We start from the raw sequence: 19,699 nt of genomic DNA on the forward strand, positions 1-19,699 counted from the left end.
CGATGTTCTTTCGGCGCCTTGCGTCTTATTCCGCTCTTTCTCATTCTCTCTTGTCGGAGAACGGAGAACCATTCAACGGCCAAGTGATCTCGCTTGGCACACCTCAACCTGCAATCCCCGACCCCGGTCACGTCAAGACGGCATCGGTACGGTCGAAGTCTCAATGATTGGCAGCTTGTCAACCAAGAGTGTCTGTTGTATTCTTCTTCCATGGGACTTTGCGCTCAATATTTGAGGTGAATTTATGATCCGGGGCAACAAGAAGTCTATTAAGGCCAAGTCGACATTCTTCCTAGTTATTACGGGTCTTCTCTGGAGTACGGGAGGTCTGTTGATCAAAAATGTAGACTCAAATCCACTTGCGATTTCCGGAATGAGAAGTATTATTGCCTCTTTAGTAATACTTGTAGCTCTCGGAAAACCAAAGTTCACCTGGTCTTTTTCGCAGATAGCCTCGGCTCTAGCCTACACAATCACAGTGATCCTGTTCGTTTCAGCGAATAAAATGACGACAGCTGCAAACGCGATTTTACTGCAGTCGACTGCTCCCATATATGTTGCGCTTTTAAGCGCCTGGATTTTGAAGGAAAAGGTCAGGCTTCTTGATTGGATTACCATTGTGACTGTCTTCGGAGGCATGGCGCTCTTTTTCTTTGAAAACCTCGATAGCAGAGGTATGGTTGGAAACATTATGGCAGTAGCTAGCGGAGTTACTTTCGCTCTGTTCAACGTATTTATGAGACTCCAAAAGGATGGGTCTCCGATGGAGTCTGTGCTGCTAGGAAATATCCTTACTGCCGTTGTTGGGATTCCCTTTCTTATCGGTTCTCTTCCGAGTCTTTCCGGCTGGGTAAACCTTGTTATACTGGGTGTTGCACAGCTTGGTTTGTCATATGTTTTCTATTCAGAAGCGATTAAGCATTCTACTGCACTGGAAGCAGTCCTGATACTCATGATAGAACCGATTCTCAGCCCACTATGGGTCTTTCTCTTTATGGGAGAGGTCCCGGGAAAACTACCAATGATTGGAGGAGCCATAGTAATTGGAGCTATAACTATCAGATTCATTGTGAGGGGGCTTTCCGGAAAACCGATAGCGCTGAAATATGCTGCCGCCAGAAGCCTTTTCAGGCGTCATAGACTATAGATTCTTAAGCGAGTTTCTAATTACACGTACCTCACTACTCATAATGTTGTAAAATAGTAAGAATACCTAACAAGAATGGAGGTGCATCATGTATTCAGATGAAGCATACTCCGCGGTTATCACTAAGATATTGTCTGGCGGAGCGGATTTTGCAGAAATCTTCCTGGAAGATAGATACACGGGAAGTATAAGCATGGTTCAAGGTGAGGTGGAAGGAAGCGTTTCGGGGAAATTGTTTGGAGCAGGATTGAGAGCCTTTAAGGGGACAAGAAGTATCTATGCTTACACAAACGACCTTTCACTTGATGGTCTTATGAAAGTTGCGGATAGGCTTAAGGCGGTCATTGATCAAGAAAGAGATGTCGATACCGTAATTGATTTCAGAGAGAGAGAGTACGTTGATCTTTGTCCGGTTCTTCATGCACCCGAAAGCGTTCCGAAAAAGGAAAAAGTTGGTGTTATGAAGCTTGCTCATGAGGGAGCTTCGACTTTCTCAAGCACAATATCTCAAGTTGTCGTGAATTACATCGAGTATGATCAAAATGTCTGGATCTATAACTCCGAAGGAGTTAAAGCGCAGGATCACCGTTCAAGGACAAGATTGGCGATATCCGCTGTTGCTACCAAGAACGGCAATATGGAGACGGGTTTCTATGGTCCGGGAGGTGCAATGGGGTTTGAGTTCTTCAATATCAAGGACCCGAGGGCCGCTGGTGAAAGAGCTGCTCGAATCGCCGACAGGATGGTTAAGGCTGAGTATGCGCCTGCGGGAAAGATGCCTGTCATAATCTCCAATGAATTTGGCGGGGTTATCTTCCATGAGGCATGTGGTCATGCCCTGGAAGCAACCGGAGTAGCAAAAGGGGCGTCGGTCTTTGCAGGGAAACTGGGACAGAAGATAGCAAATGAATGTGTCTCTGCCGTAGACGACCCGACGATACCTAATGCTTGGGGATCGGCAAATGTAGATGACGAAGGGACACCGACAAGAAGGAATCTTCTAATAGACAAGGGAATCCTCAAAAACTACATGATTGACCGCCTCGGAGCGATAAAGATGAGAATGGAGCCCACTGGAAGTGCCAGGAGGCAGGATTACACATACGCTCCGACATCTCGAATGAGCAACACCTTCCTCCTTCCGGGAGAGTACTATCCGGAGGAAATAATCGCAGCAACAGACTACGGTCTGTACGCAAAATCCCTTGGAGGCGGTTCCGTGATGCCATCCACGGGTGAATTCAACTTTGCAGTTATGGAAGGTTACATGATAGAGAACGGCAGGATAACCAGGCCGGTACGCGGTGCGACTCTAATTGGGAAGGGCGATGAGGTTCTCACGAAGATAGACATGGTCGGTAATGATCTGGCGAGAGGTCAGGGAATGTGCGGATCTATCTCTGGCTCGATTCCCGCCGATGTAGGTCAGCCCACTGTGAAAGTGTCTGAATTGATAGTTGGGGGGCGAAACTGATGGATATCGAGACTTTCGCTGACAAAGCCTTCGAAATCTCCAGAAAAAGAGGGTTCGAGGAATCCGAAATATATTACTCAAGCGGTGGAGAATTCCAGTTGAGCTCTCTGAACGGCGAAATAGATTCGTATAAGGATGCCAGTTCGACAGAAGTGTACTTCAGAGGACTTAAGAGTGGAAAGATCGGAGCTGCTTTTTCCGAGGTTCTTAGCGAAGAAGCTGCAGAACTGCTGGTCGATGAAGCTTTTCAGAACTATTCTGTAGCAAGTGGAGAAGATGTATATGTGTTCCACGATGGATCGGGCGATTATGCGCAATTCGATGGTTATTCAGGAGACTTTCAGAAGAAATCAGTCAAGGAAAAGATCGATACGGTGATAGCGTTGGAGAAATCGGCGCTGGACTACGACAAGAGAATCGTTATGATTCCAACTTGCAGAACTGCAGACAGCTGGTCGGAACTTGTTATCGTCAACACCCTAGGTCTTAACAAAACGTATAAGAGCGATTATGGATTTGCTGTCGTTGTGAGCCTTGCGGAAGATGAGAAATCGAAGAAGACGGGCTTTTCCTTTTCACTTGTTAGAAGACCTGAGGAGCTTGATGTCGAGAGAATCGGTCACGAGGCCTCCAGGAGAGCGGTGGAACAGCTGGGTGCTGGAAAAGTCAAGAGCGGAAGGTACAGAGTCATCTTCAGGAACGACGTATTTGGACAGTTATTTGGGACCTTCATGTCTATGTATTCAGCAGACAATGTTCAGAGAGGGCTTTCGGTTTTGAAGGGAAAAGAGGGAACAGCAATTGGATCAAGCAGGCTGACTGTCTATGACGATCCTTTACTGCCCGAAAGTCCCTATAGCAAGCCTTTTGATGACGAAGGCTTTCCGACTTCCAAGAAAGCGATCGTGGAGAATGGAAAACTTATGACCTTCTTATATGATCTGAGAACTGCGAAAAAGGATGGGAAGAAGTCAACAGGCAATTCAGTGAGAGGAACTCACAGAGCAAAGCCTTCCATTGCTCCCGTCAATACTGTTATTGAGAGAGGAGAGAAGAGTTTTGACGAACTTCTCGAGACTATGGGAGAAGGGATATTTGTGACCGACTTAACGGGTCTGCATTCAGGAACAAATCAGGTCTCAGGAGAGTTTTCTCTTGGTGCCAGCGGGTTCTATGTCAGAAACGGTAAGATCAGTAATCCAATTGAGCAGTTCACAATATCCTCAAACATATTGAAGGTCTATAATGGAATTGCTGAAGTTGGGTGCGATCCAATCTCCTCCATTTATCGTGTTACTTCTCCTTCAGTGCTGGTGGACGAAATCGATGTTGCATCTGAGTGATAAGGGAGGTGTGTTATTTGCCTTTATACAGGTTTGTCTGTGAAGATTGCGGTAATGAAGAGAGCCTTCTTCTGAAGATTGACTCTCAGGTGCCCCCTTGCGAGAAATGTGGGGGCAGCCTCTCCAAGCAGATAACCAACATCTCAAGCTTTGGCTGTTCTTCAGGTTCCGAAAGCTGCGGATCCTGCTCTGGTGGAAGCTGCTCTACTTGTGGCAATTGAACTCTTTATGAACACAAGCCCGGGGATCCCCGGGCTTTTTTGTTCTCCGGTTTCCAGTTGTGTTTACCTTTAAAGCTCTTTTCAGTTATTCGTTTTTGTCGCTTCCGTTCTGCATTCAAAATCTCTGGCCGATCGCTTCGATTCATATATTTCGGGTCGTTCTGACCCGGAAAGACAACCGAAGAAATTGTCTAGCCTTTGGCCTGCAAGCAGTGTGACCAAGCGTTTACGAGACACCCAAGCATTCTAGGCATCTTCTCACCGATTCAGCTGTCGAGTTCCTTCTTAGATATCGACAATGTTCGAGGCTAGACTTCACTAGTAGAGCTCAAGATACTTGCTGGTTTCCCAGTCTGTTACCGAAGCACAAAACTCGCTCCATTCGCTTTCTTTAGATCTCATGAAAGTATCAAAGACATGCTTGCCTAGAGTGTCTCTAACAAATTCGCTGTTTTTTGTGAACTCAAGAGATTGCCAGAGAGTGCCCGGAAGGCTTTCTATCATAAGCTCCTTCCTTCTTGATCCCTTCATGTTGAAGATGTTTTCATCTATTGGGACTGGTGGTTTAATACCTTTTTCAATCCCGTCCAGCCCGGCTGCGAGTGTAAGAGCAAGTGCAAGATAGGGATTACATGTGGGATCAGGGCTCCTGAATTCCAGCCTGGTACCTTCTTTTCTAGTGCTGGGAATTCTGATCATCGCACTTCTGTTGCCCAGAGCCCAGGAAATGTTTACAGGAGCTTCGTAACCAGGCACCAACCTCTTATAACTGTTAATTGTGGGGTTAGTTATTGAGGTGATTTCTCTTGCATGAAAGATAAGACCTCCAACAAAGTTCAGTGCAATGGTACTCAGACCGTGTGGACTGCTTGGATTGAAGAAGGCATTCTTGCCTTCAGAAAAGAGACTCATATGAATGTGCATGCCAGATCCGTTCACTCCGGAAAAGGGTTTGGGCATGAACGTGGCGTGAAAACCGTTCATGATAGCTATTGTCTTCACCACCCACTTGAATGTCTGAATATTATCCGCTGTCTTCAGAATGTCGGTGTATCTGAAGTCTATCTCATGTTGAGATGGAGCTACTTCGTGGTGCGCGGCTTCAACTTCAAACTCCATTTCTTGAAGCGACATTACAATCTGTTTTCGAACTTCTTCGCCTCCATCGACGGGAAGTAAGTCGAAATAACTCCCTGTATCAAGCATTTTGCCAACGGGTTTTCCACAAGAACTATCCCTTCTAACAATGAAAAACTCCGGTTCTGGCCCTGCGAAAGCTTCGAATCCCATCTTTCTCGCTCTTTCGATGACCTTTTTCAGTATATACCTTGGATCTCCATCAAATGGAACTTCATCTGGTTTGTACACGTCGCAGATCAGCCTTATCGTATTAGAGTTGCCGTTGTCCCATGGAAGTAAAGCGAAAGTCGATAGATCAGGCCTTAGATACATGTCGGACTCTTCGATTCTCACGAACCCATCAATTGAAGAACCATCAAACATAGCGCCTTTCTCAAGAATAGTTGGCAGCATCCTTGCGGGCACTTCTACATTCTTCAGCATCCCGTTAATGTCTGTTATCTGAAGCCTTGCAAAACCAATTTCCCCAGATTCACTCTTTTGAATTAGCTCTTTTTCAGTCATGTTACCCCCGCTATCCTTGCCCGACCCAAGGGCATGTGATAGTAAAGTATATGCCTTGTTCAATAAGATTCTTCGAACCAATCGAAAAGTCTTGGAGTACAAATTGATGATAAACTAATCACAGGGAGGTGCCTGATGAATATTAAGCGTGCCTTTATAAGTGTTCACAACAAGTCGGGAGTGGAGAAGATCGCGGGCTATCTCGCCTCTAATGGGGTGGAGATAGTTGCTACAGATCACACCGCGGAATATCTTATAGATCATGGCATCAATGCAATAAAGGTTGCAGACTACACAGGGTTTCCATCAATATTTGACGGGAGGCTTAAGGCGATTCATCCGAGGATAATCGGAGGAATACTTGCGATCCAGGATCTTCCCTCACACATGACGGAGATGAAGGAACATTCGATTCTTCCCTTTGACATAATAATCCTGAACCTCAAGCCCTTTGAGTCTGCAGTGAAGAAATCACCCGATGAGTTGAACCTTTCTAAGGAGATCGATGTGAGTGGACCTGCACTTCTTATGGCAGGTGCCAAGAATCACAGGGATATAGTCGTCATTTCCGATCCGACAGACTATGATGAAGTGATAGAGAGTCTGGAAGAATGTGGCGATGTTCTTCTTCTGAAGAGGAGAAGGTATGCTCTGAAAGCGATCTATGCGGCAATGCTCTATAATTCGTCTATTCATAAGGCGCTCTCTCAGATTTTCGCTTCTGAAAAATATGATTACACAGTTATGGAGTACGTTATGCAGCTTCTGTACGGGGACAATCCCTCTCAGAAGGCATACCTCCTGAAGCTCTCAAAAGAACCCGGCCTATTGGACGAGGTTCAGATCGGTAATCCGGCTGTGGGGCTGAAGAAGTCTCAGTTGAGGAACATGAATGTATTCATGGAGCTCTATTACTACAGTGATAATATCTCTGTCTTTCTAGACAAGGGAAAGATAACGAAGGTCTTTGCCGGCAAGCTACGTGACGGTTATTCGGAAGGTGGTCCAGACACGATGTTTGCATCTACTTTTGCTATTGATGGAGATACCATCAAGAAGCTTCACGAGGACGGGGTTGAAGCGTTTGGCGGAGTTTTCGACCGTGATGCAATTCTTGCTGCACGCGAAAGAGATATTATGATACTCACTGCTCCTGCGCACGAAGCGGTGTCTCTCTCAGAAGAGACTTACTCAGGCTTCGGGAATTACTTCGTGAGAGAACTATCATATAAAATGAAGGACTACGATCTTGAGAATGACGATAAGCTTGCTCTTTTCTGTTCTAGAGTGAATAGAGCGAACAACTTATCCATCTTCAGAGAGGGTGAGAGCGCCCTTCTGAAGAGTGGACTGAGCTACTCAGAGCTCATGAATTATGACTTTGAGAATCTCGACCTTCAGGATTCGGTGATGGCATCAGATAATGATCTTACCGATGAAGTGCTCGCAAGACTCAAGGCCGCCGGAGTTAGAAGAATGATTTTGCCAGGCACAAGAAGAACCTATTCTCATAAGAGTGTACTCGTTTTGGGAATTGACTTTACTAGACTAAACAACTAAGGAGCACTTGAAAGCTGTAAAGTCAGAATATATAATGTAGTTACACCATGCTAGGCGGGGAGCTGGCGGTTCCCTGTACCCGAAATCCGCCATACGCGGGGCCGAATGCCTTCCGAGGCTTTGCCGGTTTGGTGTCGGTTTGTCTGAAGGTGTTGAGGATTGAGTCCTGCGCAATGGGAACTTGCGAACCTGGTCAGGTCCGGGAGGAAGCAGCCATAAGCAAGCACTTCCGTGTGCCGCGGGGGCGCTCAGTCTGAGCCGGATGGCAAATACGGCCAGGTTGTCAATGTCGACGGAGGATGCATGGTGTTTCTTCTATGTATCATGCTTATCATCTGCTAGAATTAATATGACAATTATAGACGGTTATTAGGAGGTATATAGAATGTTGCTTAAGGGAGAAAAGGCAGAAGACTTCTCGCTTTTCGGTTCGGATCTTAAGGAGTATAAACTCAATGAATATCTAGGCAAGAAAGTAGTTCTTGTTTTCTATCCGGGAGCATTTACAAGTGTATGCCAGAAAGAGCTTTGCACATTCAGAGACTCGCTGGCCAATTTCGAGAGTATGAATGCTGTGATTCTTGGAATAAGTATGGATAGTCCCTTTGCCAACAAAGCCTTTAAGGAGCAGAATTCCCTTTCCTTCCAACTTCTGTCTGATGTAGCAGGGGAGGTATCTAGGAAATACGGAGGAGTACACCAGGACTTTTCGGGCGTGAAGGGACTAGTTGTCTCTAAGAGAGCTGTATTCATTGTGAACAGAGATAGCAAGATCGCTTACACATGGGTCTCAGATGATCCTAGAGTTGAGCCTGACTACACAGAGATCGCGAATCAACTGAAGAGGATTTAGCGACAGGGGGATCCCCACGTCGTTTTTGTAATAGGAGGTCAGCATGACTGAATTCAGTTTTCCGGAATACTCGACCGAGCTACTGGAGTATCTTAAATCAGGAAGGGTGCTAATAGGTGTGACAGACGGAGTAGAAACTAACTTGATGACAGTTGCCTGGGGCTTCTTGGGATACACGTGGAATCGTCCTGTTTTTATTACCATGATCAGGCCAAGCAGATTCACTCATAATTTCTTCAGGAGCAGTGACGGCTTTTCGGTTAACTTCATGTCGGCGAAGTGGCAAGAGGCACTTAATTTCTGCGGAACAAGAAGTGGAAAATACTTCGACAAATTCAAAGAGACAGGCTTAACCCCTCAAGAGGGAATTTCACCATCGATTGTAGTGGTAGGTGAGGCAGACAAAGTGCTGGAATGTCGTGTCATATCGAAAGAAGCACTAACACCGCTAGCCCTTAATGGAAGTATTGCCAGTACTTTCTATGGTGATAACTCATACCATTCACTCATATTTGGAGAGATTACCGACTCATACACTCTTCCTTGAGTAAATGCCGAGAGTCAAAGTTAGCAGAAGAGACGCTATAAGAATAGACCACAGTACATACGACGACCAATTAGGCGTCTGATAGCTTAGTCTTGAGGAAGAGTCGATGAGAAGAATGTCTCTGGCAAAGAAAAGAGAGATAATGGTTTGGAGTGAAGAAAGAAACCCAACGACGAAATTCCATCCCCTTCTTTGGGCAGCTATTGCAGCGATATGAGCAAAGATGTAAATTACGAATGAAACCGGAGCCAATGCTACTCCCATGACGAAGACTAGTCTTACGGACTCAGGGTTCTGAAGAACACTATCCGACATTTGGTTTGCTATGATAATAAGACTGACCGAAAGCAAACCGACTACCGTAGCTATTGAAGTCAAATGCAAGTAGGCCTTTTCTCTTCTTCTGGCCTGCACAACGCTTATCGCTCCATGTTCTCTCTTCTTCAAATCATTCACCCAGACAACAATATTCCAGACTTATGGTCTCTCACCATAAGTTGACAAAGCTTTCCAAAGTAGTACGTATATTGAATCATTTGCGTGCGCATTATTATTATACTGCAAGTAATACTAATTATCGAAAGCAAAAAAAATGAGCTTCGCAAGGTTCACGAAGCCCTAGATTTATATATACTCAAGAGTAATATAGCACATTCTCAGGAATTACTCGTTGATATACAGATAATGAAGTCTAAATCTAACTCAAAGGGAGGTGTTCTTAATCTCCTTCAATTCGATTTTGAATAGATTCTATTTTGATGCATTAACTCTCTCTTGAGTAGATTTAATTATGATGCATTACGAGCTAACTAGATCTTTCATTGGAGCCGTCTATCTTATGTCATTTGAATGGAGCAAACCGATGGATAAGCGACAATAACATTTTGTCTGCCGGACCGCTTTCTCGAAAAGTCTGTCATTCTACATTTGACTAGGTTTGATTGTTTCTTCCAAACGGGACAGATATTAGCAGCGCTAACAATAGTATCAAGTTCGGAATGATCATTTTGATAAAGGACTTGATTGTGACACTTGCAGGATATGTGATTGAATCAAAGTCATACTTGATTTCAGTGTATCTATAATTAAGACCTCGAACAATGCATATGGGCGAACACTCATCAAAGCCACCCATAGCTGTACCTGCAAAAGCAGCAATGGAGTCGACAACAATGTCCATACCACCGGACTTTGGCTTTCCGAACAGATCAGTTCTTGCATGTTCTCTAGATAAAGGATCAATTCCAGAGAAACCAATAGAGACATCAAGTGAACCGGTCTTCCCAACCGATGCTATGGTGTCCGTAATGATCACTGCTGCTTTCTTACCTGTAAGCAGTTCGATTTCTTGACGGATCTTCTCAGCACTCTCACACGGATCTTTTGGGAGGAGAGATACCCATCCTTTCGGAAGATTGGACGCATCTATTCCGGCTTCATCAAGATAGACACCATATTTCCTTATCATGAACACGTTTCTAAAGCTGTCAATAACCTTCTCACTCTTGCTTTGATCAACTGATACCTGCTGCATTCTCTTTCTGATTACCTTGTTCTTTAACACAGACTTGCAAGGGAACACAGCTAATATTCTCCCTTCTCTGAGAATCAATTCTACTTTCGAGGATTGCTTCCCGAAGAGCTTCCCAAGCAGTCTCGCACGTAGCGAGGGCCTTATTTGACTTAGCTCATAACATCTTCCTTCCAGAATTGAAACGATCTTTGAAGTGATGACTATTACATCCCCACTTTCAATAACCTCCCCGGCACTCTCTACTGATCGAAGAATAAAAGATCCAGGTGAAGGATACTCCTTACCGGGCTCAAGTCTTGAAATAAGTCTCACTGGAGTAACGGTTATTGCAGACATGCCGTCTTTCACTTTTGTTACAACGGTTTCGAGAACAGTGCTATCCACTTCAGCATCACCGCTCTTTAATAAGGTACGACTTCCCCATCAAGAATCAATTAAGAACAGTTATTCAATCTATCGTACTGAAAAACCCCTATTCGAATCAATAGCCGAACTGACTTGAAATTATCATAATCGACATCAATAACATTCTACTCTTATTTTGGCTGTCATCCAAAGCAAACATATGAAGGATTATACATTGAACTTCTTCACAGTTACGCATATCAAAATTAAACGTTTGGCAAATTGGTCGGTCCTGACGTTTGGTGATTTTGATATTATAAGAGAGACGCGTTTGTGGGAGGTTATTCTCATTGCGAAGATAGGCGCAAAGATGATGTATCATGTTTTTCTGAAAATGCCTTCGAAGTCTGTGACTTTCATGGTTCTAATGAAGGTTGCCTTCTCTTCATTGACAGTACCACTAATTGCCCTTTTGCTTGGCTCTCTGTTCTCTTTCACCGGCAGAAAAATGGTTTTTGACTGGAGTTTCTTGAGTCTTGCAGAGAGTTTTCCTGGATTAGTCATTGTCTTAACGGTGGCTTTCTTGTGGCTGCTTGGTTTTTCATTTGAACAGAGCGGATTAGTGAAGTTTTCGGCTGCCGCGCTCAAAGAACGAGAAGAGAGAGTAAGATCTGTGCTTCGAGGATTCTAAGGATTCTTCCCAGACTTCTTGGATTAGCTTCATTTAAATCGGGGATCTTCCTGTTGTGCATTTTGCCTGCATTGAGGATTCTTCCCGTATTGCAGAGAGCGTTTTCGAGAGAGCTCCCTGTCGGAATGTATCCATCTGTAGTTACTGGACCGTTTGGTTGGATGGCAGCGATAATATCACTGATGATAATGATCAGACTTCTTGTCTCCTGGATTTTCGCGATTCACTACGCCGTTCTGGATCGAAAGACATTTGCCGGTGCTCTCAGGGCAAGCACAAGCCTGGTAAACGGCAACAGAAAGAAGGTGTTGCTAAGCATGTTGGCATTCTGGACTCCCTCTCTGCTGCTGATGATCGGCAATTCCTTCGTCTTTAGGATCACGAGAGATGTTGTTATCCGATCGAGCTATGATCCCACATCGATGAATATCCTGAAGCTTTCCATTTTCGCTTCAGCTGAGACAATGACTACTACGGCTGTCTCTATAGGGATATCTATCTTTTATTCTATTTTGACAACCAGGCTCTTCTTTGCGCTAAAAGAAGGAGAAGTCCTTGATTCTCAAACATTGCTAAGAAAGGATGCTGTTGCTGATAGACCTGTTGTGATTCGAAGGCCCTGGCTACTCCCTCTACTAATCATTCTAGTCATTCAGGGAGTCTTCTTCGGATACTTGGGTCGTTTTCTAGTTGTTTCCGAGATTGAACTGCCTTTGGTCACCGCTCACAGAGGAAGTTCATTCAAAGCGCCTGAGAATTCGCTTAGCGCGGTTAGAATCGCAATTGAGGATGGTGCAGACATAATCGAAATCGATGTACAGATGACACGTGACGGAGTGCTTGTTCTAAATCACGATAGGTCGCTATCAAAGGTCGCAAGTGTCGGAGAAAGAGTCCATACCCTTACCTACGCCGATATCGCCGAATTCGACATAGGTAGTCGCTTTTCAAATGAGTTTGCCGGGGAGAGAGTTCCAACCCTGGCAGAAGTCATTCAGTACATGACCGGGATTCCGCCAAGTGTGAAACTGAACATTGAACTTAAAGATTATGGATACTCTCCAGAGATCTCTAGGGCAACGATAGAGTTAGTCAAGGAGATGGGCTTTGAGAGCAGGGTGGTCATCACGTCTACAAGTATTGAAAGATTGACCACTGTCAGAGAGCTTGCTCCAGAGATACCTATTGGACTTGTTGTAGGGTATCTGACCAGCCTCGTTTGGTCGGTAGATGTGGACTTCTACAGTGTATCCACTACAATCTTGAATGATAGATTCATACAGAGAGCAAGATCAATGGGGAGAGATGTCCATGTTTGGACAGTGAACAACACGGAGGCAATGAGTCGATACTCATCAATGGGAGTTGCTTCGATAATAACCGACAGACCTGATGTTTTGTCTAAGCTCCTTCTGAGGCAGGCAGAAATGTCGATCTTTCAGCTGAGAGTCCTCAGCATTTTGATGACTTAACAGGAAACTCCCAACAATACCTTGGGTTACAGAGCTCAAAAAAAATGCAGATACTTCGCCAGGGTATCTTTTGTTTATTTGATCCGACGAGAAATAGCATTTTCGAAATGTTCGCTGCGCTCACGAGAGGACGTGAGAAGAGCCGGTCCCTGTTGAAATAAGACGCAAGGCGCCGAAGAACAACGGCGGACGCAAGGCTGGGCTAAGAGCGGTTGTTGGTCGTACGTGGTTGGTGGTTGGTCAAGATCAAAGAGCTAGAACCCCTATCACGCAAAGAATGACGAAATCCAGTTTATCAGAACCAGCTCACTTCGTCATCCTCGTGCTTCTTGGCCAGGATCTCGATCCTTGGATCGTTCTCAAAACCAGATCCCGTGCAGGCACATCATGGGATAACAAAGTGAGAGGATTTATGGGCAGGCTCTACGGGATGACAATGTCAAACGATTAGACAATTCTTTTGTAGGGGCGAACGGCTGTTCGCCCTCCTAATGAACTGATATCCTAGGTAAAAAGCTTTTCAAATTCATTAAGGTATTCGGTGAAGATATCGACCAATCTAGATGGTTGTGCGGCAACATGTTCTTTCAACAAATAATTCATCAATCTGTCTTGGCCTTTTTCCGGTCGGAGAACGGCGAACATTCAACGGTTGACGTGTCAATTTGAGTCTTCTCGTGAGCGAAGCGAGCATCTCAACAATGCCCTTTCTCGATTCATCTTCTCGGGGAACGGGTCTTCGTTCTTAAGCGTGAAGCCGCACAGAATATCCCCCATTATCAAGCTTACAAGTAGGTGGGGCCCCCTTCGACCACAAAAAAAGAACAAGTTTGCGTGTCTATGCGCTCCGGTAAAAGTAAAATGCCGTCAAATGGAAAGAACTACGTGTCTGCCGGTTTTAGTGTAGACTTATTTCATGGATATTTTGAAGAAGAAGTGGATGGCGGCTTTAATCGCTGTATTCTGTTCAGTTCTCTGGGGAAGCGCTTTTCCCGTTCTTAAACTCGGTTACGAGGAGATGGCAATTTCCCCGGATGATGTTTCAGCTAAGCTTGTCTTTGCCGGAATCAGGTTTTTGGGAGCCGGTATTATGGTGCTTCTGCTTTCGATACCTTTGGGTAGAAAGGGAAGAGTGAAGTTCGTTAAGAAGGACTACATGCATTTGTTTGCACTTGGAGTATTGCAGACTTTTCTTCTGTACTTCTTCTTCTATAATGGGCTCAGTCATACAACGGGAATGAAGTCTTCGATAATAATGGCGGGTGAGAACTTCCTTGTGATCCTTCTCGCTCACTACATTTACAAGAATGATCGCCTGAGCTGGAAAAAGATACTTGGGATGATACTGGGATTCGCGGGGGTTTTCCTTGCAAATTTCGAAGCGGGATTCACTCTGAGTTTCGTGTTCAAAGGTGATGGCTTCATGTTGATCGCAGCGACTATCGGTGCATTCGGCACTATGTATGCCAAATGGATGTCGGCGAACCGATCTCCCTTTCTCGTGTCGGGATGGCAGCTCTCGATCGGCGGCTTTCTTCTCCTCATCATCGGTCTTCCCGGGTTGAAAGAGGATTCGCTCGTTTTCACGCTCAAGGGCAATCTCCTTCTAGCGTATTCTATGCTTCTTTCGGCCATAGCCTTTTCCTTGTGGTATGCGATTCTCAGCTTTCACAAAGCCGGTGAAATCACTATGTTCCGATTCGTTATTCCAGTTGCCGGCGTCTTTCTCTCCGCAGCCTTCATTCCAGGAGAGGCCCTCAATTCGTACATGGCGTTTGCCCTCATATTGGTTTCGGCCGGTGTTGTGGTTGTCAACTGGAAGAACAGGGCAGTCTCAGAAGATAGGTCCGCTCGGTAGATCTGAATGTACTTTCGGAAATTAGCATAGGGATACCTAAGGCCATCGTGAGCTTTGAGCACTACCTATTGCCGAAAAGGATTGCGCAGAACTTCTCTGCAATCAAAAATCACTCCGGCAGAAAGCCGCGGCAAATAAACCGGAGTAATCGCTTTAACTTGCTTTTTGGTTTGAAATGAAACGGAGTCAAGAGTGATCGACGATTTCTCCGGATCGAAAAGAGCCTTCACATTTCATAACTTTATGAAGAGAGTCGAAGAGAAGATGTGGTCGACTCTCTCAGGTGCTTTTCGCGAATCTTCTTGCAGCGAGTCTGATGCCGATGGCGCCAAGAGGGGCCGTTATTAGGATCGAGAGTACTGAAACCGAAAGTATCACATCTCCGTAAGCAACTCCCATTGCTAAGGGTATTCCTCCCACTGCAGCCTGAACTGTGGCTTTGGGCAGAGAAGAAATCATGCAAAAGAGTCTTTCACGTAGATCTAGTCTTGACCGATGGTTGCCGCCAAGACACCTGCTCTTCTAAATGTGAGCCCCAAGACTATTATAAGCAAGCCCATTAGCCACGAGTCCCCTACCGCGTTTATGTTCACACTGGCACCCACAAGCACGAAGAGGAAGACCTCGGCGACCACCCATATTCTCTCCATTTTTCCTGCAATCCTGTCGACTGCTACCGGAAGCCTCTCTCGCAGGACAAAATCTATCGCCATAACACCCAGAAGAGTTGCTACGGGGAGTACTTCCTCGAGTTTATGGAAAACGAACGCAATCATTAGAATCAAGAGAACCCTCTTCGTGTCTCTGATATGGAATCTTTTGAAGAGCAGGCTGAAGAGAAAGCCGATTGCCGCGCCAAGAGATATACCGAGAACAATCTCTACCGGCACCATAAGAAAGGACATTCCGATACTGACATCCTATCCTCCTTCAATTCCCAAAAAGACCGTAAAGAGTGTAATAGCCACAACGTAGTCTATTGAAGCTGCCGCCAGAATAGTAGAAGGTATTTCGTTTCTCTTTCCGAAGTCCTTTCCTTTCAGTCTCAGCATCTCGGGAACTACTACCGCAGGCGAAACCGCCGCGATTATGAAGCCGAGCATTTCACCTTGAACGAGGCTTAGATTCAGGAAGAAGTGAGCCATTACCATAATTGAGAAACCTTCGAAGAGGCTTGGAAGAAAACTAAGGCGAAGAGCGAGGGGACCTATCTTCTTGATGATTCTCCGATTCAATCCGAGACCGGCGCGCATCAGAATGACTATGAGCGCAAGCAGCCGGACTTCATCGGAAATTGAGAGCAATGATGTGTCGATGAGATTCATTGCATCCGGTCCCAAAGCTATTCCAAGCGAGACCAGTCCAATCAGACCGGGAAGACGGATTCTTTCAAAGAGGGAAAGCACAACTATCGAGAGAATAACTATAAGGGAGATGCTAAGAATCATATACTCCTCCAGAGTCAAGCAGGACCAGGCTGCAAATTTGGTAGAAGCTATCAGCTGGAGGCGTTTCTGGAGGAGTCTGCTCAAGGCAAGCTTCATTGCCTAGAGAATTATATAGTCCATGCGTTATACTGTCAATGACCAGTAAACGGAGGTGATCTCTTGAGCACTTTTCTAGCCATTGTCGGTGCATTGTTCCTGCTATATCTTGCAATTAGGTTCTTCCCTGCGTTGATTATTGTTGTAGCCGGCGTAGGAGTGATAATGATAGTGATATTTGCCATAGCAGGTCTTTTTGTTGTCTTCCTGCCGATCTTATTGGTTGTTGCTCTAATATTGATTATTGTTAAGCTTGCGTCATGAAAGACACCGATCTTACTGCAATTCAGGTCTGGTTCGATCAGGAGTCTTATGGCGAAGAGACATTTCGCAGAAAGATGAGAGACTATGCGAGTGAGGCTTCACTTCTATGGAAGGGGAGTAACCATATCATTGCCTTCCCGGAGTTTTTTGCAACATTTCTGTACCCTTCCTTCAGGAAACTCAGCTTCGCGGAGACGACAACAAAGACTCTTGCAAAGTATGCAATTAAGAATATGGGGTTCTCTCTTAATCCTTTGAAGAAGGCTTTTCTAAGAGATGCCCTTGGGATAGAAGCCTACTATCACGGAGTTTTCAGTACCATTGCCAGGGAGTTCGAAACTTATCTTCTTGCCCCGTCGATATTGCTTCCCATAATCGATGAAGAATCTGAGAGAGGGAGATTCATTAGGGATGGAAGGCTCTATAATATGGCCTACTTATTCAATCCTGAGGGAAAGTTGTTGACAAGAGCCTTGAAGCACAATCTTACCAAAGCCGAGAGCTCTGTGTTGTTTTCCAGAGGAGAGCCAGTCGATAATGTGGTTCATACGGAGATTGGCATAATAGGTATAGCGATTTGTTACGATATGTTCTTTCAAACCGAAATCGAGAGACTGGACGCAGCCGGTTGCGAAGTGATACTGGTTCCCTCCTGCAATTTTGCTGAGTGGAAAGGATCGATGCGCGGTTCGACGCAGGAGAGGATCTGGTTTCGCGATGGACCGATCAGGGCATCATTGTGTAGAGAGAAGATTCGCTATCTCGTAAATCCGATGGCGATTGGGATTGTTGGCAGAGACAAAGCGCAGGGAAGATCTTCCATCTGGTCCAGGGGAAGAGCGCTTGCCGTTGCCAGAAAATTCGATGGGGAAGAGATTCTCAACGTCACGACATAAAGCGATGAGCTTCATCAGCAACACTAGTCGAAGTCCACTCTGTCTTTTGAGACCGGGGTTCTCCTTCATTGATACTAAATCGGGAAACCGAAAACGAGGAATATGTATAATTCCTTTGTAGTGATACTTTGAAGATGTCCCAGGGAGGAATGTTATGAGAATCACTGTCGTTCACGACACGACAATCGATTTTCATCATGAAGAGATGGTCAGGAGTGTTGTTAGTTCACTCGAGAATAGTTTTGAAGTTGATTCCAGACCATTCGAGATCGATGCTGTTAGCGTACTTAGAGGCACTGATCTCGTGTTCAACCTCACTACCGCCATGGGTAATACCGAGAGGCAGATCCATCTTCCAGCCGTGCTGGATCTTCTCGGAGTACCCTTTACCGGCTCCGGTGCTACGGCAAACGCTCTCTGTATTAACAAGACGCTCACAAAGTTGATCATGAAGGCCTATGGGATATCCACTCCCGAATTCTTTTCGGTTCGTCCCGGAGATATTGTCGACAACCTTCCGTTCAGCCCGGCAATTGTCAAACCCGTTAAGGAAGGCGGCGCAAAGGGTATCTGGGAGGACTCGGTTGTTGTAAGCGTTGATGAAATGCAGAAAGCTGTTTCGCGTATCCACGAGAGATTTGGACAGCCCGCTCTGGTTGAAAGGTTCATTGAAGGAAGGGAATTCACAGTTGGAATTGTTGGCATTGAAGTTCTTCCGATAATGGAAATAGATTTCTCGTCATTGCCAGATCACCTTGAGACTTTCTATTCCTACAGGGTGAAACAGTTCCACGGTGACGAGACAAATTACATCTGTCCCGCGAAGATCTCACAGAGAGAGGAATCAGTGGTAAGCGAGTTCTCACTGAAGGTCTTCGGGGCGCTGGATCTAAAGGACTATTGCCGTATCGATTTGAAGGTTGACGACGAAGGAAAGATCCACTTCCTGGAGGTCAATTCCCTTCCTCTTCTCGTACCTGATTACTCAGATATCGTTAAAATGGCCGAGGCAAGAGGGTGGAGCTACGGCGATCTCATTAACAGGATTGTCGCTTCAGCAATAAGTAGATATGGAATCGGAGAATAAAATGGTAGTCTATGAAGAGATACTTGATTACATAAGACAGATCCCGGTGATTGACACGCACGAGCACCTTGTTCATGCAGAAGATCTGCTTGAAGGAAGAGACGATGTTCTTCAAGAGTTCCTTCTTCACTATATGAGCTCTGATCTGATTTCTTCGGGACTTGAGTCGAAGACCCTGGAAGTTGCCCGAGATAGAAACAGAGATCTCCTTGAACGCTAGACACTTATCGAACCACACCGGGAGTTTTGCCGACATACCGGTTACGGCAGGGCTCTCGATGATTCGGTTAGAGCGATATACGGGATCGACGGAATAAGAGGTTCGACCATAGAGGAGCTCGGAGAGAGGTTCAGAGAGGCAAACAGACCGGGACACCTGAAAGAGATCCTGAAGGATCTCTGTAACATAGAACTTGCGATAATAGATCCCTGGACCGGTCGATTCGAATGCGACAGGAGCCTATTCAGGAGGGTATGGCAGCCACAGAACTACATAATGCCAATGCCACCGGAATTCGATATAGTAGGATGGCTGGAGGAGACCTATGCCGAAAAATAAGATCGCTCAGCGACTGGCTAGAGGTTTTCGAAAGGGAGCTGGATGAGAATCTGGCAAATGGCATCATTAGTCTGAAGAGTGTTATTGCTTATCAGAGGTCGATTAGATTTGAAGAAGTGAGTTTCAAAGACGCTGCAATCGTGTTTCAAAAGGCTCTGAAAGAGAGAACCGAGAAGTGTGTGTATGGAGACAAGAGTCTAGTTCTACCCAAAGTAGTGCGGGATTTGTGATGCATCATATCCTTTCTGCAGCGAATGAACGTGGAGTTTTCGTTCAGTTTCACGCCGGTTTGCTGGAAGGAAATCGTAGAATGCTAAGCAACTCAAATCCAGAACTCTTAGAGAACCTATTCCTAAAATACCCGGGAGTGAAATTCGATCTCTTTCACATTGGATATCCTTACTGGGGAGTGACTGCGGCCTTTGCCAAGACCTATACAAACGTATTCATCGACCGCTTGCGCTGGGGTGTGTGCACGCTCTTTGAAGTGCGTCCCGCATCGATCCGCCTGGCCGAGCTTCATCCGATGTATTCGCTCTTCACGTCATTAGTAGGTCTGTGCAATATGTTCTTACAGGAACCAACAACCGCTCTCTTGGGATTATTTCAAGGAGCGGCCTTTGCAGTTCTCAAAGACGAGTAGGGTCAAGAGATGGCGCG

Annotated in this window: 19 protein-coding genes, 1 other RNA gene, 1 pseudogene and 1 riboswitch; of the genes and pseudogenes, 17 read left to right on the top strand and 4 right to left on the bottom strand. The window is 45.5% G+C overall.

The features are described 5' to 3' along the window. Positions 1-244 precede the first annotated feature (244 nt). From B3157_RS03940 to B3157_RS12850, 4 genes are all read left to right on the top strand, one after another. Positions 245-1,147 carry a DMT family transporter gene (locus B3157_RS03940; protein WP_292589007.1) on the top strand — a complete coding sequence of 301 codons (903 nt, stop codon included), beginning with the start codon at positions 245-247 and terminating at the stop codon, positions 1,145-1,147. 88 nt (positions 1,148-1,235) lie between these two features. Further along, a complete protein-coding gene (locus tag B3157_RS03945) occupies positions 1,236-2,621 on the top strand; it encodes a TldD/PmbA family protein (RefSeq protein WP_292589009.1) in 1,386 nt (461 codons plus the stop codon). After that, positions 2,621-3,964 (top strand): TldD/PmbA family protein, encoded by a 1,344-nt coding sequence (locus B3157_RS03950; protein ID WP_292589010.1) that lies wholly within the window; start codon positions 2,621-2,623, stop codon positions 3,962-3,964. The genes B3157_RS03945 and B3157_RS03950 overlap by 1 nt, the downstream gene beginning before the upstream one ends. A gap of 8 nt (positions 3,965-3,972) precedes the next feature. After that, a complete protein-coding gene (locus tag B3157_RS12850; RefSeq protein ID WP_366934700.1) occupies positions 3,973-4,185 on the top strand; it encodes a zinc ribbon domain-containing protein in 213 nt (70 codons plus the stop codon). A 318-nt stretch (positions 4,186-4,503) separates the two neighbouring features. Here B3157_RS12850 and glnA read toward each other — a convergent pair whose 3' ends face one another. Then, complete coding sequence (gene glnA / locus B3157_RS03955) at positions 4,504-5,829, bottom strand: type I glutamate--ammonia ligase (RefSeq protein ID WP_292589013.1); 1,326 nt, start codon at positions 5,827-5,829, stop codon at positions 4,504-4,506. Positions 5,830-5,964: 135 nt separating this feature from the next. Between glnA and B3157_RS03960 the strand changes: the two genes are divergently transcribed. The 4 genes from B3157_RS03960 to B3157_RS03975 all read left to right on the top strand — a co-directional run bounded on the left by B3157_RS03960 (position 5,965) and on the right by B3157_RS03975 (position 8,789). After that, positions 5,965-7,389: a phosphoribosylaminoimidazolecarboxamide formyltransferase gene (locus tag B3157_RS03960; RefSeq protein WP_292589015.1), complete on the top strand. Its 1,425-nt coding sequence runs from the start codon at positions 5,965-5,967 to the stop codon at positions 7,387-7,389. 45 nt (positions 7,390-7,434) lie between these two features. Next, an RNA gene (gene ffs, locus B3157_RS03965) (signal recognition particle sRNA large type) lies at positions 7,435-7,696 on the top strand. A 78-nt stretch (positions 7,697-7,774) separates the two neighbouring features. Then, positions 7,775-8,242 (top strand): peroxiredoxin, encoded by a 468-nt coding sequence (locus B3157_RS03970; protein WP_103133747.1) that lies wholly within the window; start codon positions 7,775-7,777, stop codon positions 8,240-8,242. A 43-nt stretch (positions 8,243-8,285) separates the two neighbouring features. Beyond that, complete coding sequence (locus B3157_RS03975) at positions 8,286-8,789, top strand: flavin reductase family protein (protein ID WP_099830236.1); 504 nt, start codon at positions 8,286-8,288, stop codon at positions 8,787-8,789. On the opposite strand, the gene B3157_RS03980 is transcribed toward B3157_RS03975, so the two are convergent. Next, positions 8,772-9,245 carry a hypothetical protein gene (locus tag B3157_RS03980; protein ID WP_292589020.1) on the bottom strand — a complete coding sequence of 158 codons (474 nt, stop codon included), beginning with the start codon at positions 9,243-9,245 and terminating at the stop codon, positions 8,772-8,774. The two genes, B3157_RS03975 and B3157_RS03980, sit on opposite strands and share 18 nt — an antisense overlap. Before the next feature lie 475 nt (positions 9,246-9,720). Then, entirely contained in the window at positions 9,721-10,707 is a 987-nt protein-coding gene (locus B3157_RS03985) for a coenzyme F420-0:L-glutamate ligase (protein WP_292589022.1), read from the bottom strand. Positions 10,708-10,999: 292 nt separating this feature from the next. Between B3157_RS03985 and B3157_RS03990 the strand changes: the two genes are divergently transcribed. From B3157_RS03990 to B3157_RS04000, 3 genes are all read left to right on the top strand, one after another. Beyond that, positions 11,000-11,359: a hypothetical protein gene (locus B3157_RS03990; protein WP_292589025.1), complete on the top strand. Its 360-nt coding sequence runs from the start codon at positions 11,000-11,002 to the stop codon at positions 11,357-11,359. A gap of 53 nt (positions 11,360-11,412) precedes the next feature. Beyond that, a complete protein-coding gene (locus B3157_RS03995; RefSeq protein WP_292589027.1) occupies positions 11,413-12,831 on the top strand; it encodes a glycerophosphodiester phosphodiesterase in 1,419 nt (472 codons plus the stop codon). A gap of 916 nt (positions 12,832-13,747) precedes the next feature. Further along, complete coding sequence (locus tag B3157_RS04000; protein ID WP_214060518.1) at positions 13,748-14,689, top strand: DMT family transporter; 942 nt, start codon at positions 13,748-13,750, stop codon at positions 14,687-14,689. A gap of 482 nt (positions 14,690-15,171) precedes the next feature. On the opposite strand, the pseudogene B3157_RS04005 reads toward B3157_RS04000, so the two are convergent. After that, positions 15,172-16,137: pseudogene (locus B3157_RS04005) on the bottom strand (cation:proton antiporter). 34 nt (positions 16,138-16,171) lie between these two features. Beyond that, positions 16,172-16,246: riboswitch (Fluoride riboswitch) on the bottom strand. A 50-nt stretch (positions 16,247-16,296) separates the two neighbouring features. On the opposite strand from B3157_RS04005, the gene B3157_RS04010 reads away from it, so the two are divergent. The 6 genes from B3157_RS04010 (at position 16,297) to B3157_RS04035 (ending at position 19,682) form a co-directional block, all read left to right on the top strand. Beyond that, complete coding sequence (locus tag B3157_RS04010; protein ID WP_103133753.1) at positions 16,297-16,497, top strand: hypothetical protein; 201 nt, start codon at positions 16,297-16,299, stop codon at positions 16,495-16,497. Continuing rightward, entirely contained in the window at positions 16,494-17,393 is a 900-nt protein-coding gene (locus tag B3157_RS04015; protein WP_214060517.1) for a carbon-nitrogen hydrolase family protein, read from the top strand. The genes B3157_RS04010 and B3157_RS04015 overlap by 4 nt, the downstream gene beginning before the upstream one ends. 154 nt (positions 17,394-17,547) lie before the next feature. Next, positions 17,548-18,480 carry a D-alanine--D-alanine ligase family protein gene (locus tag B3157_RS04020; RefSeq protein ID WP_103133755.1) on the top strand — a complete coding sequence of 311 codons (933 nt, stop codon included), beginning with the start codon at positions 17,548-17,550 and terminating at the stop codon, positions 18,478-18,480. A gap of 1 nt (position 18,481) precedes the next feature. After that, complete coding sequence (locus B3157_RS04025) at positions 18,482-18,700, top strand: hypothetical protein (protein ID WP_258006131.1); 219 nt, start codon at positions 18,482-18,484, stop codon at positions 18,698-18,700. 254 nt (positions 18,701-18,954) lie between these two features. Then, positions 18,955-19,269 carry a hypothetical protein gene (locus tag B3157_RS04030; protein ID WP_292589033.1) on the top strand — a complete coding sequence of 105 codons (315 nt, stop codon included), beginning with the start codon at positions 18,955-18,957 and terminating at the stop codon, positions 19,267-19,269. Further along, positions 19,269-19,682 (top strand): amidohydrolase family protein, encoded by a 414-nt coding sequence (locus B3157_RS04035; RefSeq protein ID WP_292589035.1) that lies wholly within the window; start codon positions 19,269-19,271, stop codon positions 19,680-19,682. Before B3157_RS04030 ends, B3157_RS04035 begins: the two co-directional genes overlap by 1 nt. The last annotated feature ends 17 nt before the right edge of the window (positions 19,683-19,699 follow it).

Source organism: Mesotoga sp. UBA5557 (genome assembly GCF_002425715.1).
In the GTDB taxonomy this organism is placed as follows: domain Bacteria; phylum Thermotogota; class Thermotogae; order Petrotogales; family Kosmotogaceae; genus Mesotoga.